The organism is Bacillus sp. FSL M8-0266 (assembly GCF_038613425.1).
In the GTDB taxonomy this organism is placed as follows: Bacteria; Bacillota; Bacilli; order Bacillales; family Bacillaceae; genus Bacillus; species Bacillus pumilus.
In genome coordinates this window covers 3,722,474-3,740,692 of record NZ_CP152015.1, presented here as the reverse complement: position 1 = coordinate 3,740,692, position 18,219 = coordinate 3,722,474, and the positions used below count along the sequence as shown (strand labels likewise).

General features: G+C 38.7%; 21 protein-coding genes. 15 read left to right on the top strand and 6 right to left on the bottom strand.

Annotated features, from left to right (window positions below; translation table 11 throughout):
* Nucleotides 1-54 precede the first annotated feature (54 nt).
* The 3 genes from MKY83_RS19265 (at nucleotide 55) to MKY83_RS19255 (ending at nucleotide 2,081) form a co-directional block, all read left to right on the top strand.
* Nucleotides 55-666 carry a hypothetical protein gene (locus MKY83_RS19265; RefSeq protein WP_342487607.1) on the top strand — a complete coding sequence of 204 codons (612 nt, stop codon included), beginning with the start codon at nucleotides 55-57 and terminating at the stop codon, nucleotides 664-666.
* A 14-nt stretch (nucleotides 667-680) separates the two neighbouring features.
* Complete coding sequence (locus tag MKY83_RS19260) at nucleotides 681-1,412, top strand: DUF4145 domain-containing protein (RefSeq protein WP_342487606.1); 732 nt, start codon at nucleotides 681-683, stop codon at nucleotides 1,410-1,412.
* A 168-nt stretch (nucleotides 1,413-1,580) separates the two neighbouring features.
* Complete coding sequence (locus MKY83_RS19255) at nucleotides 1,581-2,081, top strand: LURP-one-related family protein (RefSeq protein WP_342487605.1); 501 nt, start codon at nucleotides 1,581-1,583, stop codon at nucleotides 2,079-2,081.
* A 57-nt stretch (nucleotides 2,082-2,138) separates the two neighbouring features.
* On the opposite strand, the gene MKY83_RS19250 is transcribed toward MKY83_RS19255, so the two are convergent.
* Nucleotides 2,139-2,444, bottom strand: coding sequence for a nucleotide pyrophosphohydrolase (locus MKY83_RS19250; protein ID WP_342487604.1), 306 nt, complete (start codon nucleotides 2,442-2,444; stop codon nucleotides 2,139-2,141).
* A 183-nt stretch (nucleotides 2,445-2,627) separates the two neighbouring features.
* Here MKY83_RS19250 and MKY83_RS19245 point away from each other — a divergent pair, with 183 nt between their 5' ends.
* The 4 genes from MKY83_RS19245 (at nucleotide 2,628) to MKY83_RS19230 (ending at nucleotide 5,557) form a co-directional block, all read left to right on the top strand.
* Entirely contained in the window at nucleotides 2,628-2,813 is a 186-nt protein-coding gene (locus MKY83_RS19245; RefSeq protein ID WP_342487603.1) for a phosphoribosylamine--glycine ligase, read from the top strand.
* 217 nt (nucleotides 2,814-3,030) lie between these two features.
* Nucleotides 3,031-3,333: a metalloregulator ArsR/SmtB family transcription factor gene (locus MKY83_RS19240; protein WP_045034889.1), complete on the top strand. Its 303-nt coding sequence runs from the start codon at nucleotides 3,031-3,033 to the stop codon at nucleotides 3,331-3,333.
* Between the two features lie 136 nt (nucleotides 3,334-3,469).
* Complete coding sequence (locus MKY83_RS19235; protein ID WP_342487602.1) at nucleotides 3,470-4,636, top strand: MFS transporter; 1,167 nt, start codon at nucleotides 3,470-3,472, stop codon at nucleotides 4,634-4,636.
* A 72-nt stretch (nucleotides 4,637-4,708) separates the two neighbouring features.
* Nucleotides 4,709-5,557 (top strand): MBL fold metallo-hydrolase, encoded by an 849-nt coding sequence (locus tag MKY83_RS19230; RefSeq protein ID WP_342487601.1) that lies wholly within the window; start codon nucleotides 4,709-4,711, stop codon nucleotides 5,555-5,557.
* Between the two features lie 63 nt (nucleotides 5,558-5,620).
* Here the strand turns inward: MKY83_RS19230 and MKY83_RS19225 are convergent, their stop codons facing one another.
* Both MKY83_RS19225 and MKY83_RS19220 read right to left on the bottom strand, forming a co-directional pair.
* A complete protein-coding gene (locus MKY83_RS19225; RefSeq protein ID WP_342487600.1) occupies nucleotides 5,621-5,863 on the bottom strand; it encodes a hypothetical protein in 243 nt (80 codons plus the stop codon).
* Nucleotides 5,864-5,880: 17 nt separating this feature from the next.
* A complete protein-coding gene (locus tag MKY83_RS19220; protein WP_044139086.1) occupies nucleotides 5,881-6,129 on the bottom strand; it encodes a hypothetical protein in 249 nt (82 codons plus the stop codon).
* A gap of 149 nt (nucleotides 6,130-6,278) precedes the next feature.
* On the opposite strand from MKY83_RS19220, the gene MKY83_RS19215 reads away from it, so the two are divergent.
* Both MKY83_RS19215 and MKY83_RS19210 read left to right on the top strand, forming a co-directional pair.
* Nucleotides 6,279-6,785 (top strand): LURP-one-related family protein, encoded by a 507-nt coding sequence (locus MKY83_RS19215; RefSeq protein ID WP_044139087.1) that lies wholly within the window; start codon nucleotides 6,279-6,281, stop codon nucleotides 6,783-6,785.
* Between the two features lie 8 nt (nucleotides 6,786-6,793).
* Nucleotides 6,794-7,666 carry a LysR family transcriptional regulator gene (locus tag MKY83_RS19210; RefSeq protein WP_342487599.1) on the top strand — a complete coding sequence of 291 codons (873 nt, stop codon included), beginning with the start codon at nucleotides 6,794-6,796 and terminating at the stop codon, nucleotides 7,664-7,666.
* Between the two features lie 40 nt (nucleotides 7,667-7,706).
* Here MKY83_RS19210 and MKY83_RS19205 read toward each other — a convergent pair whose 3' ends face one another.
* Complete coding sequence (locus MKY83_RS19205) at nucleotides 7,707-8,603, bottom strand: PhzF family phenazine biosynthesis protein (RefSeq protein ID WP_265208666.1); 897 nt, start codon at nucleotides 8,601-8,603, stop codon at nucleotides 7,707-7,709.
* A gap of 173 nt (nucleotides 8,604-8,776) precedes the next feature.
* On the opposite strand from MKY83_RS19205, the gene MKY83_RS19200 reads away from it, so the two are divergent.
* Entirely contained in the window at nucleotides 8,777-9,367 is a 591-nt protein-coding gene (locus tag MKY83_RS19200; protein WP_106042848.1) for an Imm64 family immunity protein, read from the top strand.
* A gap of 46 nt (nucleotides 9,368-9,413) precedes the next feature.
* On the opposite strand, the gene MKY83_RS19195 is transcribed toward MKY83_RS19200, so the two are convergent.
* Nucleotides 9,414-10,124: a GntR family transcriptional regulator gene (locus MKY83_RS19195; RefSeq protein ID WP_113767949.1), complete on the bottom strand. Its 711-nt coding sequence runs from the start codon at nucleotides 10,122-10,124 to the stop codon at nucleotides 9,414-9,416.
* A gap of 153 nt (nucleotides 10,125-10,277) precedes the next feature.
* Here MKY83_RS19195 and MKY83_RS19190 point away from each other — a divergent pair, with 153 nt between their 5' ends.
* From MKY83_RS19190 to MKY83_RS19180, 3 genes are all read left to right on the top strand, one after another.
* Entirely contained in the window at nucleotides 10,278-12,170 is a 1,893-nt protein-coding gene (locus tag MKY83_RS19190) for a beta-glucoside-specific PTS transporter subunit IIABC (RefSeq protein ID WP_342487598.1), read from the top strand.
* A gap of 9 nt (nucleotides 12,171-12,179) precedes the next feature.
* Nucleotides 12,180-13,619 carry a 6-phospho-beta-glucosidase BglA gene (gene bglA / locus MKY83_RS19185; RefSeq protein ID WP_342488698.1) on the top strand — a complete coding sequence of 480 codons (1,440 nt, stop codon included), beginning with the start codon at nucleotides 12,180-12,182 and terminating at the stop codon, nucleotides 13,617-13,619.
* A gap of 154 nt (nucleotides 13,620-13,773) precedes the next feature.
* Complete coding sequence (locus tag MKY83_RS19180; protein ID WP_113767947.1) at nucleotides 13,774-14,754, top strand: restriction endonuclease; 981 nt, start codon at nucleotides 13,774-13,776, stop codon at nucleotides 14,752-14,754.
* 4 nt (nucleotides 14,755-14,758) lie between these two features.
* On the opposite strand, the gene MKY83_RS19175 is transcribed toward MKY83_RS19180, so the two are convergent.
* The gene (locus MKY83_RS19175) at nucleotides 14,759-14,920 is read right to left on the bottom strand and encodes a hypothetical protein (RefSeq protein WP_223250661.1); all 162 of its coding nucleotides are present in this window, start codon (nucleotides 14,918-14,920) and stop codon (nucleotides 14,759-14,761) included.
* Nucleotides 14,921-15,081: 161 nt separating this feature from the next.
* Between MKY83_RS19175 and MKY83_RS19170 the strand changes: the two genes are divergently transcribed.
* Together MKY83_RS19170 and MKY83_RS19165 are read left to right on the top strand one after the other, a co-directional pair.
* Entirely contained in the window at nucleotides 15,082-16,317 is a 1,236-nt protein-coding gene (locus MKY83_RS19170; protein WP_065097623.1) for a TerD family protein, read from the top strand.
* 165 nt (nucleotides 16,318-16,482) lie between these two features.
* A complete protein-coding gene (locus MKY83_RS19165) occupies nucleotides 16,483-18,204 on the top strand; it encodes a T7SS effector LXG polymorphic toxin (RefSeq protein WP_265208745.1) in 1,722 nt (573 codons plus the stop codon).
* The last annotated feature ends 15 nt before the right edge of the window (nucleotides 18,205-18,219 follow it).

Sequence of the window (18,219 nt, the reverse complement as noted above, 5' to 3'; positions counted from 1 at the left end):
TAAGATTAATATAATTCCGTTTTTTATTTTGTTAATCTCATAGGGGGAGTTTTAATGGGTTTTAATGAAATTAAAGAAAAAATGATAGAGATTGCTGAAGTTTTAAAATTATTCCCAGATTCATTACAAGAAAATGTTTTTAATGTTTTTGTGAATAGTTTAGAAATTGATATGGGTGAAAAAGAAAGTAACGAATTAGAAGAGTTAATAAATTATGAAACAGATGAAGAATTTAAAAAGGTACAACAAAATAACGATACTAGCGATACTGGAACGAAACAGCTTAAGAGCACAGTTAAAAGTAAGCGGAAAACTAATAATAAAAGTGAATCATATCAACAAAATAAAAATTTAAATCTAATACCTAAAGGAAACCAATCTTTTAAAGAATTCTATGATTTAAAGAAACCTATATCGAGTAAAGACTTTAATATAGTTGCAGTATACTACTTAGAAAAAATATTAGGAAGAAATGAGATAACAATTGAAGATATATATACTTGTTATAAACAATCTCTTCATAAAATGCCTAAGAGGTTAAAACAAAGTTTAGCAGATACCTCATCAAAATCTGGTCTAATTAATATTCAAAATAATTTATACTCAATTCCTTTATTAGGAGAAAATTATATTGAACATAATTTACCTAAACTAAAGAATAAATAAAGGGACATGATTAAATGAATCTTTCTAAATTTATTGATTATAGTGATTTTTTATCTCATTCAGAAATAGATAAAACTAAGTTATTATGTTACTTTTTTATGAAAAATGAAGAAGCATTAGAATTTAATATGAATGATGTGAAAAAGTGGTTTTTAAATACAGGTCTATCTTCACCCAACACATCGCGTCTGAGAAGGAATATAATAAAAAGCAAAGATTTTATTCGTGGCAGTACTAATGATATTTACAAGTTGAGTTTAGTTTGTATAAAAAATTTGGAAGAAAAATTCCCAGAATTGAACATAAAGACTGAAGATATAGCAAATAATAATAGTATTTTGCCGGAAGGATTATATTTAAATACTAGAGGATATATAGAGAATTTAGCAAAGCAAATAAACGCTTCCTATGAATTTAATATTTTTGATGGATGTGCAGTTTTAATGAGAAGATTACTTGAAGTTCTATTAATACATACATATGAAAAATACAGTATTCAACAACAAATACAGGATGAAAAAAATAACTATTTTATGCTTGAAAAAATAGTGAGTGATGCAAAAGTTAATAAAAGTATAGGTCTATCAAGAAACACCAAAAATAGCCTAGATGATTATAGGACATTAGGTAATTTTTCTGCACATAAAATACATTTTAATTGTAGGCGTTCCGATATAGACAAAGTATTATTTGAATATAGAGCTACCATTGAGGAGCTGTTATATAAATCGGGTATAAAAAAATAATAGAGATAGATAACTTGTATCAAAAATATAGTATGTAGGAAGAGATTGGAGACACTATTTCTGAACTGGAAACCATCTATATGTAGGTGGTTTTTTTGTATACTATTTTTGTATATTCAGATGTATAAAATAAATAATGATAACTTTTCGCCCCATTTGGAGTACTGTATGAAACTATTTTATCTGAAGCAAAAGGTATTTAGCCTCAGTGGCAGGTTTACCGTAAAGGATCAGCAGGAGAACGATGTGTATGTGGTAGAAGGCAGCTTTATGAAGACGTTTACCATTTTGAATACAGAACGAGATGAAATCGCTGTGATTACAAAGGAAATGTTTACCTTTTCACCGAAATTTTTAGTAGAAGTTGATGGTCAAGAGGTATTGACGATTAAAAAAGAGTTTACGCTTTTTAAAGCAAAATATTCAATTGATGCTGCTGGGGTCGAAGTACAAGGTAACTGGTGGGATATGAATTTCCAGGTGCTCCAGAACGGCGAAGTGATCGGTCAGGTGAAGAAGGGATGGTTTACTTGGGGTGACAGCTATAAGGTTGATATTTTGAAAAAAGAGATGGAGCCTGTGATGATTGCGCTCGTTGTTGCTATTGATTGTTTAGGTCTTCGTCGTCGGCAAATTAGACAAATATGTTCTCAAAGTATAATGAAATGAAGAAGAGTGGTAGGACAATACTCTTCTTCATTAATAAGTAGAACGAATCATGTTTGTTTACTTTTCAATGGGATACTTCTCTCCATTTTTCATTAATTTTGCTTCAATTATCTCTTTCACATTTAGATGAAGGTCTGAGCAAAGCATTAGTGAATATATTAAGATATCGGCTATTTCCTCTTGGATGTTTTCTTCGTTCGCCTCAAGAGCTTCTTCATTACTTTTCCATTGGAAGTCTTCAAGCAGTTTAGCGGCTTCTATCGAAATTGAAATGGCCAAGTCTTTTGGGTTATGATATTGTCTCCAGTTTCGATCATCTCTAAATTGGTTAATTGAATGTATTACATCTTTGATCTCAGTCATATTTACCTCCCTCTTTTATCTCTTGTAATTTCCTTCTCAATTTTTCATCTGCATAAATATAAAGCCAGTGAATGCCTCGCTTCATCAGAAGTGTCTTTTTGTTTTCCTATATTTACGGACAAGATATTTGTATTTGATAGTGAAATTTCGCTTTCTATTTATGATCAAGCATTCTATGAAGATATGAAAGAGTTTGATGAGGAAGCTTTAAATTTTGACACTGGAGAAACGATTGAATATTGGATTGAGCAGTACTGGAAAAGTATGATCCCACTCAAAGATTATTTGAGGAAAAGGCCTTATCCAAAGCCAGAAGTATTAATATTTGAACCTGTACCGAAGGAAATCATTAGTTTTTGTGAAGAGTAATAAGCAATTTCTAATTTAAGTGTAGTTCTAGAGACCTTCCAACATAAAATAATATTTTAAGAACCTTGGTAGAGGTTGGTATCCACCAAGGTTTTTTAATAAACTCATTTAAAGGCACCACGGTGAACTGTACCAGAGGAAGAAGGAAAATAGAAAGTTTTAAGGATCTTAAACAACACATGTTGACATATCGTTATTTATCGATATAATGGTTTGTATGGAGCCAATTGAAGTCTTCAAAGCCTTATCCAATGAATCCAGATTGCAAATTTTACAATGGTTAAAGGAACCTGATCGTCATTTTACCCCCCATGAAGGGATTGATATGAATACTACAGGGGTATGTGTTAGTCAAATAACAGATAAATTGAAAATGACGCAATCAACAGCATCTCAATACCTTTCAATTTTACTACGAGCTGGATTAATTACGACAGAGCGTATAGGTAAATACACGTATTATAAAAGAGATGAAAATGCCATAAAAAAAATTGCTAAGATTCTAGAAAAAAATATTTAATAAATGAACTGAATTCATACATCAGAATTCAGTTCATTTATTAAATACACATCGACTTATCGTAATATGTTTTTTTGTCCATACATATTAACAATTCTAGATATGTAAATGTATTATATATAAGGAGTGATCTACATTGTCAAACACTGTAAAGATTTACATTTTAGCTATTGTAAGTTTTTTAGTTGGTACATCAGAGTATATTATCTCTGGTATTTTGGATAATATTTCTGAATCATTAGGGATTACGATAGCTGCAGCTGGCCAGTTAATTACGATTTTTTCTCTTGTGTATGCCATCTTCACCCCAGTATTAATGGCTTTAACATCGGGAATGAATAAACGCAAGTTAATGTTATTTTCACTTAGCGTTTTTATTCTAGGTAATATTCTTGCATTCGTCCTCCCTGGGTATCAATTATTTATTGTGTCAAGAATAATTATGGCTCTTGGAGCGGGGATGGTCGTAGTTACTGCATTAACAATTGCTGAAAAAATTGCACCAAATGGTAAGCAAGGTACCGCTATTGCTACAGTAGTAATGGGATTTACAGCATCATTGATCATTGGAGTCCCACTGGGCAGAATGACTAGTGATTTCTTTGGTTGGAAAGCTGCATTTGGAGGAATAGCCTTACTCGGATTATTAGCTATGGCTATAATTACTCTTACGATTCCAAAAATCCAAGGGGATAAACCTGTACCTTTAATTCAACAACTCGCTCTTTTTAAAAAACCAAAAGTAGTGTTGGGATTAGCCATCACCTTTTTCTGGCTTGGTGGTTATTCAATTGCCTATACCTATCTATCCCCTTACCTTTTAAATATATCAGGTGTAAGCAGCAAATTGCTGAGTGGAGTTCTCCTTGTATTCGGGATTGCTAGTCTAGTTGGGTCAAAGTTTGGTGGATTTAGTACCGATCGATGGGGTGTGAACTTTACTCTGATTAGTGGAATGACATTACATGTCATCATGCTCATATTGCTCTCACTAGTTACGCATTCTTATGTTGGAGTATTGCTCATTTTAATATTATGGTCATTTGCTGCATGGTCTTCTGGCCCGACTCAACAATATCACTTAGCTAAAATGGAGCCAGAGTCATCAGGTATACTATTAGGTCTCAATCAGTCAATGATGCAATTGGCGATGGCTGCAGGTGCAGCTATTGGAGGTATCTTTGTAGAGAAAGTTTCTCTATCTTCCGTTACTTGGGTAGGGGCTTTAGGCGTTGCAATCGCGATCATTGTAACAATATTGGCTTCGCGTGCTACTTCGAGTAATGAAATTCGATATACTTAATCATAAACAGCAGAACGATGGGAAAAAACGTGATTCAATTTAAAATATAATGACAGAAAGTAGGAAGCACCTATGCACTCAATTAAAAAAATAGGTCAGAGTTTTTGGTACATCACACCAGTATCACTTACCGACCGCCCCATTCTAGGCATGGTCATAGGCAATAACAAAACATTAATGATCGATGCCGGCAACTCGGAAGATCATGCGAACTATTTTATCCAAAAAACTTTAAAACACGAGAATGCCACGCCCGATGTGGTTGTCCTCACACATTGGCATTGGGATCATATTTTTGGTCTGCCAGCGCTGCCTGATGCGGTTTCAATTGCTTCTGCAAAGACCAGAAAGGAAATGGAGAAGCTTGTTCCGTTTTCGTGGTCAGATGAGGCGATTGATGAGCGAGTGAGGGAAGGAACGGAGATTGAGTTCTGCGCGAAGGCCATTAAGGAAGAATATCAGGATCATCGAGATATTAAAGTAGTTTTACCGGATGTCACGTTTGACCATCGGATGGAGATTGATCTTGGCGGGGTCACTTGTGTTGTGCAACATGTTGGAGGCGATCATGCGGCAGATTCAGTGATCGTGTATGTGAAAGAAGAGAAAATCCTGTTTCTTGCTGATTGCATTTATCCGAAAATGTATGCCGAAAAAGTACATTATACGATGAAGGAAACATTGCGTCTTTTAGATGAGTTAGAAGCTTTTGATGCAGATACGTATATTCCTTCACACCAAAGACCGTGGACAAAAGAGGAGTTTCGTCAGGAAGCGGACAAGCTTCGGATGATTGCGAAATACACTGATCTTTATGGTGGAGATCGGCAGAGAATCGTGAGTGAATATCAAGCACATTTGAACAGAGAACTGAAAGAAGATGAAGTAGAAACCATTGTTTACTTTGTAAATGGTTATTAAATACTAACTAAATAAAAAAGTCTCTTTTGAGTGATTTCCCTCAAACGAGACTTTTTTTAATTTCTACGGTAAACCTACAACATCTTCTGCATCACGAACTGTGACAGACATATTTTTAGCATTAATAATAATGACACAATCCCATGTCGGCTTTATTTGCAGTTCATCATTCTCATCAATACGGATAATCCCTTTGAATTCAACCGTTTGTTCTGGAAAGACCATTTTCTTTTCTGTATCATCTTTGACTGCTGTTAAATGTTCAGGATAGTGAACTGTCCAATCATAAAAAGTAGTTTTCTTCATAGTTCCTCCTGCTTTTTTCATTCGTACACTTCTCCGAATACTTCTTCTGTTTGCCGGATTGTTAGAGTTTTGTTGGTTGGATCAATTGTAATGACACAATCCCAAGTAGGTTTGATTTGTAGCTCGTTGTTTTCATCTATCCAGATCACACCGTTTAATTCAATGGATGGCTCTAAAATGACCATCTTCTTTTCATGATGATCTGTTATTGCCGTTAAGTTTGCTTGTAATTGAATGGTCCAATCAAAAAACGTGATTTTTTTCATGAGTTCCCCTCTCAATTTTGTTTATATTTCTATTATAACTTGCATGAGTTCTGACATGTTATTTGATCATTCTATTTTTTGGTATAATTAGATGTAAATAAAGAATAGATAAAAGACTGATAAATTTTTGAACTTAATCGGAGGTACACATGAAGCAACTATATATGAAGCAGAAAGTATTTAGTCTGAGCGGCAGGTTTACGGTAAAGGATCAGCAGGAGAACGATGTGTATGTAGTCGAAGGCAGCTTTATGAAGGTGCCGAAGACGTTCACCATTCTGAATACAGAACGAGAAGAAATTGCTGTGATTACGAAGAAGATGTTTAGCTTTTTACCGAAGTTTTTAGTAGAAGTTGGTGGTCAAGAGGTATTGACGATCAAAAAAGAGTTTACGTTCTTTAAAGCAAAATATTCAATTGATGCTGCGGGTGTAGAAGTGCAGGGTAACTGGTGGGATATGAATTTCCAAGTGCTGCAAAGCGGCGAAGTGATCGGCCAGGTGAAGAAGGAATGGTTTACATGGGGAGATAGTTATAAGGTCGATATTTTGAAAGAAGAAATGGAGCCTGTGATGATTGCGCTCGTTGTTGCGATTGATTGTGTGAAGGCTGATGAAGCAGCGTCTAGGTCTTCGTCGTCGACAACGACGAATTAATAAGTGAGGTGACCAAACTGATCACATTCCAATACAAAGTATTTCTAACAGTCGTCGAATGCGGCAGTTTTACAAAAGCCGGGGAGAAGCTTGGACTAACGCAGTCTGGAGTCAGTCATAATATTGCGAAGCTTGAGTCGGAATTAGGGGTTGTGCTGCTTCGGCGGAATCGAAACGGGCTTTCGTTAACGGACGCAGGTGAGCGGGTGATGCCGCATATTCGGCAAATCGTTCATCATGCGTCATTGCTTGAGCAGGAGGCGGCGTTGATTCAAGGGATGGAAGTGGGGATTATCAAGATCGGGACGTTCTCCAGTTTTTCTTCAAAAATGCTTCCACAGCTGATTCACCGCTTTACAAAAAGGTACCCCAATATCCAAGTAGAGTTATATGAAGGTGGTTATGAGGAGATTGAGAAATGGATTGCGTCTGGCACGGTTGATGTCGGTTTTTTAACGCAGCCATCAAGAGAATTTGAAACTGTTCCACTTTTCCAAGATGAATTGGTGGTGCTCATGCAAGAGGACCATCGCTTCAATACGAAGAAAGTGATAGAAGTTGACTCGTTACATGATGAATCATTCATTATGCCAAAAGCGGGCTGTGATCTGCTCATTAAGAAATTATTAAAAGAAAGAGGCGTGAAGCCTCAAGTTTTGCTTGAAATTGGAGACAACAATGCGCTCATTTCTATGGTTCAAGAAGGGCTCGGAGTGACCATCATTCCGACATTAATTTTGCCGCCGCAGATGTCTCATACGAAAGTCATTCCACTTGAGACAAACGTATATCGTGAGATCAATTTGGCGTTCAAATCATTCAAAGCAGCATCCCCATCGGCTAAAAGATGGATCGAAGCGGTCAAAGATCAATTTAAGTAAAATCAGCTTGAACGAGATGTCTCCCATTCAAGCTGATGGTTTATAAGGTCAACACGCCGCGAATAGTGATAACCGCCGCGCCTGCCACTTTGATCACAGGCTTTGATTCATTCGGAATGACCGTGATACGAAGTATGCCAGGTCTGCCGATAGCATCCCCTTGGGCAATGTTCAGATGAGTGATTTCTTGCTGAGAAATGATACCCTCTAAATAAAGATAGCCAGCCAATGCTCCGTTTGCCGCCCCCGTTACCGGATCTTCGGGTATCCCAATTCCAGGTGCAAAATCTCTCGTGTAAAGATCACATTCTTTTGTGGTATGAAATGTATAAAGGTGAGTCGTCGTGATATTCTGCTCTTTATTCATTTTCCCTAAAGCCGCTAAGTTCGGTGCTGCTTGATCGATGTCTTTCTGGTGCTTCATCGGAACGAGAAGATGCCAGTTTCCGGTGTTTGCTAATTTGATAGGATAAGATGGATCAATGCGGTCACTGCTGATACCAAGCATGTCACTAAGCTCTTCTAAATCGATCATAAAATCTCGCGTTTTCGGCGCCACCTGCGTCATTTCCACATCGATGACTTTGTCATTTTCTTCGTGCCACACAACAGGAACATTGCCAATCTTCGTTTCTAACACGACTCCTGTTTTCTCTTTTGCTAGCCCAAGCTCCGTCGCCAAAAGCCAAGTCAATCCAACAGTCGCATGCCCACAGAAATTGACCTCATCTGTCGGTGTGAAGTATTTGACCCGATAATCTGCTTCTTTATCATGTGCAGGCAGCAAGAAGACAGATTCCGGTAAATTCAACTCTTTGGCGATATTCTGCATCTCATCTTCCGTTAAAAGATCACCATCCAACACGACCCCAGCAGCATTTCCTCCAAATTTCTCAGTTGTAAATGCATCGACATGGTACACTCTAATGTCTCTCATATAATGAATCCTCCTATAGAATCTTGTTACGTTTATCATAAGTTTGATCAATGCATTCGTAAAATGAATCTTTTTGATACTTTAAATCGGAGGTGTTCATGTAAGGGGATGAGTTTTCTCAGAATACAGGTTTGAGTAAAATATAATGAAAGAAAAAATAAAGCGAGGGATGCATGATAGCTATAGGTGGATACATCAATATTGGCATCGTTTTTTATGAGGCCATTCATTTACCAAATACTTTTCGCCAATTGTCTGATTATCTAGCTCAAAAAGAAATGTCTATTACCAAAGTAAAGTTTAGTCAGGACCCTGATGGCGAAATGTGGATTGAACACAGTATAAAAGAGAGTATCATTAAAGACGATGACTTTTCAGGGTATTATATGGAGTTTGAATTATCGGGATCGAAGCTAAATGATATGACGATCAACATACAAAAAGAAGCAGGTTACGTAGGGTTCGTTATCTCTTTAAAGTGGACAGATGTTGTTTCTCATAATGTCATTCGTCTTCAACAGGGGATCATACGCTGTCTTGTGGATCTTTATCATACGCTGACGTTTGAATATGCTTTCATTGGACATGAAATTGAAGTAGAGATTCATCCAGATGAGTTCGAAAAGTGCCTGCAAGAACAGCATGCTTTTCCAGTTGCTCTAATTGGCAAAGGAGGTCACATAGACATTTATTATGGTGATGTGGCGATTGATGGCCTTTCTTCTCAAGAAAGAAGGAGGGAATGTTTAAAGGTTGAAAGGTAAATCGTAAAAAAGCCTCCTGAATGTCTCAGGAGGCTTTTTCCATCCATCACCCATAATAATTATTCGCCTGAATAAAAAACTGGGATTGCATGTAGTTATATGTGATTTTCGAGAAGTCGAAAGGCTGGCCGTTTGTGAGATGAAAGACGGTTTCGACGCGGAGAGCGGGATCGTCTTGGTTAAGGCCGAGGTGTTTTGCTTCGGTTTCATTCAGTTTGCCTACTTGCAAGTACATATCGGAAAAGCCGACTTTGAGTCCAAGGCCTTCACTGATAAATTTAAAAACAGAATCAGCGGCAATTTCTGTGTTTAGATAGGGAATGATGGTTTTTCGGTAATAGGATTCTTCTAGACATAAGGTTTGTCCATTGATGTAACGGATGCGTTTGAGGTAAAAAACATCCTCATCTTGTTCAATATTCAAATTAAGCGCTGCTTCTTCGGGCGGTTTGATGGTGTCTAGCATTAAAACCTCAGAAGTCAGTTGAAATTCCTCTAAATCTTTTTTAAACCCTTGGTTGGATAAAAGGCTGATGTAGCCCTTGCGCCTGTGTCTTCGAACAAAGATGCCGCTGCCCCTCACTTGATAGATAATTCCTTTTCTTTCGAGTAAGTCTAATGATTTGATAATGGTGCTTTTGCTCACTGCAAATTGGCTCATGAGGGTTTCGAGTACAGGGAGTTTGTCCCCTTGCTGCAGCTCATGGGTGACAATATATTTTTCAATATCGCTCGCAATTTGTTGATACTTTAACATAGCCATTCCTCTTTGTTTTCACGATTTATTGTCTTTGATTATAGCACATACCGATTTTTCTTTGATATGTTAAATGAAATTATATATGTATTGATAAATTGTACCGGTATAATTATAATGTACATATACTAGTAGTGATAAAGGGAGGGTTATATGTCAAAAGTGAGGGATTATCAAAAGCTTGCAGAAAACATCTTAGAGGCAGTTGGCGGAGAAGAAAATGTGGTGAGTGCCGCAAGATGCGCCACGCGTCTGCGTTTGGTACTGAAACGTTCGAATCCAAAGGCCAAGGAAGCAGTCAATGCGATGCCTGGCGTCATTACCGTGGTGGAAAACGGCGGTCAATTTCAGGTCGTCATCGGCCAGCATGTTGGTGAGGTATACGAGCATTTTTCAAGCCTTGTTCAGCTTCAAACGTCGGATGATGACCAGCCTAATGAAAACAAAGGAACGATACTGAACCGTGTCATTGCGACCATGTCCGCTGTATTTGCACCTTTTGTGTATATTTTGGCCGCAGCTGGTATTTTGCAAGGTGCACTTATCCTCATTAATTTGTTATTTCCAAGCTTTTCGAAAACGGGAACGTATGAAGTCTTTAGCTTTATTTCCTGGGCGCCGTTTACGTTCTTACCAATCTTTATTGCCATCACAGCAGCCAAGCATTTTAAAACAAATATGTATATCGCCGTAGCGTGTACAGCAGCGCTTGTTAGTCCGGCTTGGACAGAAATTGCTGGACGTGTAGCTTCAGGTGAAGGCGTTACCTTTTTAGGGATTGCGTTATCTGAAACTGTTTATACGTCATCCGTTTTGCCTCCGCTGTTCTTAGTGTGGATTCTTTCATATGTAGAGAGATTTTTAAACAAACGGATTCACGAGGTTGTCAAACCGTTATTTGTGCCATTTCTCTGTATGGTCGTCATGGTTCCGTTAACCATTCTATTAATTGGACCTCTTTCAACAGCAGGTGCAAATGGGATTGCAAACGGATACAATATCTTGGCGGAAAATGTACCGGCTTTAGCAGGCGCCATTATCGGTGGGTTCTGGCAAGTGCTTGTCATTTTCGGCGTTCACTGGGGCATCACGCCAATGGTGCTCGCCAACTTTGAACAGTACGGACGGGACTCCTTCCAGGCATATCAAACCATCGCTGTTATCGCTCAGGTCGGCGCAGTGTTAGGGGTTATTTTAAAAGCAAGAAACCGCGAAACTCGGAAAGTCGGAGTGTCAGCTGGAATTACGGGACTCTTCGGAATTACCGAGCCAGCGATTTACGGTGTTACCTTACGTTTTAAAAAGCCATTTATTTTCGGATGTATTTCTGGAGCAGCCGGTGCCATTGTTGCCAGCTTCTTTACGCCTTATTACTTTGCGTATGCAGGCTTGCCTGGTCCGCTGACAATTGTGAACGGAATTAGTGCAGATTATCCAACATCGATCATCGGTATCTTAATTGGTGTCGCAATTGCGCTGATTTTACCAGTTGTGCTCATTCAAATGTTTGGTTATGGGGAAGATACAGTAGAACAGACGGCAAGTACAACACCAGTCAAAGATGAAGAAAATAAGAATGCTTCGATGAACAATGAAGAAACAATCACTGCACCACTTGCTGGAAAAGTACTCGCATTATCTGAAGTACCAGATGCCGTATTTAGCTCTGGGGCGATGGGCAAAGGGTTTGCGATTGAACCGACAGATAATAAGCTGTATGCACCGTTTGACGGCAGCGTCGTCATGCTTGCACCAACAAAGCATGCCATTGGACTTCGTTCAGAATTTGGTGTGGAGTTACTTGTTCATGTAGGAATTGATACGGTTTCTCTAGATGGCTCAGCGTTTACACTCAAGATCAAAGAAGGTGACAAGGTGAAGAAGGGTGACTTGTTGATGACATTTGATCAAGAAGCCATTGAAAGCAAAGGATTAAAAACAGTCACACCGGTCATCATCACCAATACACAAGCGTACGAAGATGTGATCGTAGAACAACTATCGACATGTCAGCCAACGGACGTCATGATCACAATTGTGAAATAGGAGGAATATATAATGACATTACCAAAAGATTTTCTATGGGGCGGAGCATTAGCTGCACATCAATTCGAAGGTGGATGGAATGAAGCAGGAAAAGGCCCAAGTGTTGTGGATGTAATGACAGCTGGTGCCCACGGAGTACCGAGACAAATTACGGAGACGATAGAAGACAGCAAATTTTATCCGAACCATGAAGCAATCGATTTCTACCATCGTTACAAGGAAGATATCGCGATGTTTGCCGAAATGGGGTTAAAATGCCTGCGTACATCGATCGGCTGGACCCGAATTTTTCCAAAGGGAGATGAAGCAGAACCGAATGAAGCTGGTTTACAATTCTATGATGATGTATTTGATGAACTGCTCAAGCATGGCATCGAGCCTGTGATTACACTGTCTCACTTTGAGATGCCGCTTCATTTGGCAAGAGAATATGGCGGATTCAGAAGCCGAAAAGTCGCTGAATACTTCGCAAAATTCGCTGAAGTGTGCTTCAATCGTTACAAGGACAAAGTCACATACTGGATGACATTTAATGAAATCAATAACAAAATGGATGTCAACAACCCGCTGTTCCTATGGACAAACTCAGGGGTATCAGTCAAAGAAGGCGAAAATGCCAAAGAAATCATGTATCAAGCAGGACATCATGAATTACTAGCAAGTGCATGGGCAGTAGCAAAAGGCAAAGAAATCAATCCTGCTTTTCAAATTGGTGCAATGGTATCTCACGTACCAATCTATCCGTATTCCTCAAATCCAGAGGATGTCATGCTTGCTGAAGAATATATGAGACAACGCTATTTCTTCCCAGATGTACAAGTTCGGGGCTACTATCCGAGCTATGCACTGAAAGAATTCGAACGCGAGGGCTATCATATTCCGTTTGAAGAAGGCGATGAAGAAAGCTTAAGAAAAGGCAAAGTAGATTATCTTGGCTTTAGCTACTACATGTCGACAACAGTTAAAAGTGATGCAGTGTCTGATAACGACGGAGACATTGTCAACGGAGCCCTTCCGCATGGTGTAGACAATCCTTATATCAAATCAAGTGACTGGGGCTGGTCCATTGACCCGACAGGCTTAAGATATACGTTGAATCGTTTTTACGATCGTTATCAAATCCCCCTCTTCATTGTAGAGAATGGATTTGGTGCCATTGATCAAGTGGAGGAAGACGGTTCCATTCATGACCCAGAACGAATCCAATATCTCGCTTCTCATATCGAAGCACTGAAAAAAGCCATCGAATACGACGGTGTTGACCTTATTGGCTACACACCTTGGGGGATCATTGACATCGTGTCATTCACAACAGGTGAAATGAAAAAACGCTACGGCATGATCTATGTTGACCGCGACAACGAAGGCAACGGCTCAATGAAGAGACTCAAAAAAGATTCGTTTTCTTGGTACCAAAACGTCATTGCCACGAATGGTGAAGAAGTGTAATAAAGAAAAAATAGAAGCCCGGATGAGCGTGGTATATGCTTGTTCGGGTTTTTGCACTCTTTCGGAAAAATTGGTGTGTATATCCTTTTGTTCACTAGATATAAGTCTTATAATTTAGTAAGAAAGAAGAAGAGTGGAATGGGAGAGATCGTAAATGACGAAATGGTGGATGGTTCGTGCAGGCGACCAGAATGATTTAATTCCGATGTGGGAAGAGAAAGGGTTAGCATCAATCGGTTGGCCGAAATTAGGTAATCCAAAACAATATCAAACAAAGCAAGAGATGAATGCTCGAGCTGATGTCATATACGCCGAAAATAAACCTTTTACGAGAAGAAGCTGGGTTAGTCAGGTATGGAGGTTTAGTAGAGAAATTCAAAAGGGAGATCGAATTATTACATACATAAAAGAAAGCCGTGAATATCGAGTTGGTACGGTGACTGCTCCACATTTTTTTGATGAAGCAGCAGGGGATAAAATGTATCCAAATCATATTCAAGTCAACTGGGAACCAATTGCAGTGAAACGAGATTCTCTCAGCCAATCAGCTAAAAACAGCCTCGGTTCTATATCAACTGTTTTTCGTGTAGATGATTGGGGGAAAGAAATTGAACACCTACTTAAAAACCCTACTTCTATACCAGCACCCGAAGATGAAACCGAAGAAGATGAAATTATTGAAGATTTAGTCAGCAAAGCAACTGTGATGATTGCAGATAAGGTGGATAAATTGGATCCGTGGAAGATGCAAGACTTAGTCGGGGGCTTACTGCAAGCTATGTCATACAATGTTCGTGTGAGTCCAAAAGGTCCTGACGGCGGTGTAGATGTATTAGCTTATAAAGATGCATTTGGATTTGAAAAGCCTATTATTAAAGTACAAGTCAAGCATCGAAAAAATTCAGCCAGTGCACCAGAAGTGCAGCAATTATTAGGAGCCAACCCGATGAATGCAAATAGTTTATTTGTTTCTACTGGCGGATTTACCTCTCATGCAAAAGCTGTTGCGAAGCATAATGAAGTTCATCTATTGGACTTAGAAGAACTCGTCAATCTGATTGTACATTGGTATGAGAATATGCCCACAGAGACAAGATCTTTATTACCTTTGAAAAAAGTGTATGTGCCTGAGTGATTTTTTATCGTTTAAGTTTTATTAATGCCTGAATACAAAGAAAAAAGAGGGTAATGGCGACAAAATAGTTCATTGGGTTGTGAAAGATCTTCATGTTCAAGGATATTTGAAGAAGAATCCAAAGGCCGAATATCACCATAACAGCAGGAATGATTCTTTTATACACATTGATTCTCCTTTCGAGAGTGATTTGTTTTTAGGTAGCATTGTCTCATATCGCAGCAGAGGTTGAAAAGAGATAAAGATATGAATAGGTTTCATTACATGATTTGGTATAATTGATCTATAAAAACGTTAAATGGTAGATGAAGAATAGGAGTTGTTGAAATGAATCACACTCTGCAAATGGGAGCCAATACCGTACTAAACTCTCCAAAGGGGCAGGTATCCATCAGCTATGAAGTATCATCTGCAATTGATATTTCTTTAACGGCGTTTCTTTTAACAGATTCAGATATGGTTCAAGGAGATCATGGCATTATTTTTTACAATCAACCAGAGAGTGCCACGGGTGTCGCGACACTTTTACCAGCAGAGGTATCAGGTCAGTTGAAAAGGCATCAATTAAATTTTGATATGAGCAAAGTGCCTGCTGGAATCACAAAGATGGCTATTACACTAACAGAAGATCAAGGATCGGGCTTTTCTCAAGTGAAGCATTTACAAGCAGAAATTCGAACAGGTGACGAGGTGCTTTATCTAACACCAGTAAGCTTTACAAATGAAAAGGGCATTGTCGTAGTAGAGCTATATATAAGAAATGGTGACACGAAAGCACGCTCAATCTGGCGTGGCTTCGATTCTGGACTGGAAGGGCTATGCAAGCTTTATGGTGTGGAGGTTGAACCTGATGAACAGGATATTTCTACACCTCAAATGGCTCCTGAAAAACAACCAATTGAAGACCCTGCTCAAACGAAGACAACGGCTAAAGAGAAAGTCGCTGCACCTATCAGTTTAGAGAAAGTTCAAGGTAAAATTAGTCTAGATAAAGGTCATAAACCGATCATAATCGAGAAAACGCCTGAGATCACAGCTACAGTATCTTGGGAGTCTGGCACCGATTATGATATTTATGCATTGGTCTACACAAAGTCAGGAAAGCAAGTAGATGTGGCTATGTTTGGTGCGAAAGAAATTCCTGCTCTCAAAAGTTACGACAACGGAGCTGTTGAGCATATGGGAGATGTCGGTAGAGACCATGAATCAATGAAAACAGAAGTTATTAAACTACGGTTAAATGACGATATCCTTGCTGTCGTTCCGGTTGTTTATTCTGCTCAATCAAACGGAACAGGTTCTTTTTATAGATATAGAGTATCTATGAGTATCGATAATCATCAAGGAACGTCTGTGACGATTCATGCCAAACATGCCAATGACAATGATCGTATTTATTCTTGTGTGCCAGGTATGCTTCAAAATACAAATGATGGTGTGATTATCCGCCCACTTGAGCTTTACAGCAAACCAAACTCTGAGCGGAGACCTAAATTAAAAATGAAGTCTTCTAATGAAATTGAGGTATTGATGGATAAAGGACCTGTCAATGATTATAAATAAAACGGATGTATGGCTAGACAGAGCAAAGTGCTTTGTTTAGCTTATTTTATTTAGCCCGTTAAATAGAGAGTCTATTCCGTTTTTTATGTCAATTAACCTATTTTTCCGTTTTGGTGGACACGGTAAAATAGACTTTATGATCAATAATGGAAGGAGTGACTTCTTCTGGGGAAGATACTTGATGCAAAAGCACTAACAAGTGCCATGGATGCAAGGGCAAAACACTACCAGGAACTCCGCGAACAATTGGTAGATTTAAAAAAAGCATTACAAGGTGTTTCTAATCTTGGTGACGACTTCACTGGAAAAGGTGCCGATAACATTAAAAGCTTCTATAAAGAACTGGCTGGAAATGTAGATATGTTTATCAGTTTCATTGATAAGCAAAAAGCCTTTCATGAAGGTGTTTCTGGGACACTAGATGATACAAACTTTGGCGGCGACACCTTTGTAGAAGAACACTTTTTAGACAACGCTGTACATATGGGCATCAAAAATGCCAAAAGCATTGTGAAGGATCAAAAAAAGGCGCTTAAAACGATTTTTCAAGACATCGACGACCTCATTTCTCTAGAAGTATTTGATAGTCAAACCTTTGATGAAAAAATTGCAGATACGGAAGACGAGCGAAAAAAGACAGTGAAAGACCTAAGAGAGCTTGATCAAAATTTAAAAGATGAATATGCTTTGTCAGAAACGGAGCAGCAAGCTACAATGGCATTGTACGCTGAAATGATCAATGCTACAAATGACGGAAAAGCAATTTCTCCGATGAATTTTGACAAGAAAGCGTATCAAAATAGCGAAATCTACAAGGCAAAAAGCGATATTGAGAAGCAAACTTCCGAATATCTCAACATTAAAAAAGAACAACAGAAAGCCCGCGAGATCGCAAAGGAACAAGAAGCACTCGCCAACCGCCCTTGGTATGAAAAAGCACTCGATTATGGCGGAAATATCGTCAATGAATTGACAGGCGTGAACGATGCAAAACGTGCAGCTACAGGTGTTGACCCGATCACAGGTGAAGAACTTACCGCAGGACAGCGCGTCGCCGCAGGCGGCATGGCAGCGGCAGGCTACATCCCTATCGTCGGCTGGGCAGGACGCATTTTCAAAGGCGGAAAAGCTGTTTATAAAACAACTCAAGCCACCTCAGCCGCAGTCAGAGCAGTCGACATCTACAAGACTTCGCAAAAATCCTTTGACGCCTTAAAAACATCTCAAAAAGGCTTATATGGCCTCACCGCCACAAACGGCTTCAGCGAAGCGATTACGGGGCGTGATATGTTTGGGAATAAGATCTCAAAAGAACAGCAGGAAGCGAGTATGAATGCGGCACTTGGAATGCTTTTGCCGTTTAGTAAAAAGAGCATCAATGGTAGTCTGAGGATCGGAGAACAAAAAGTTGCTGAGAAAATAATAGCAGAAAGAACCAAAGGATTAGATTTAAGGAAGCACCCTATACAAAGAAAGCAGTTAAGCACTAAGAAGATGAAAGAGCTGAAAGACAAATTTGAGAATAGGACGATTACGAAATTAGAATATGAAAATTATAAATGGAATAAAAAGTTTGCCAAACATAGAAACACTGGTGTGAATGAGTTTTGGTATCAGGAACGTCAAAGGATTTTGAATAAAGAGGATCCAACCAGAAACTGGGATAAGCAGCAATTAAATGATATTCTAAATGGTAAGAAGCCTAAAGTAGATGGAAAAACTGTGCAAGGTCACCATTCTTACAGTGCATCACAATATCCACATTTAGCGAACAAAGGCGAAATTATATATCCAGCTACACCAAATGAACATTTTAATGGTTGGCATGGAGGTAATTGGAAGAATAGTCTACCTGGAGAAAGAATTAAACCTATTGACGATTTCTAATCTATGGAGGAGAAA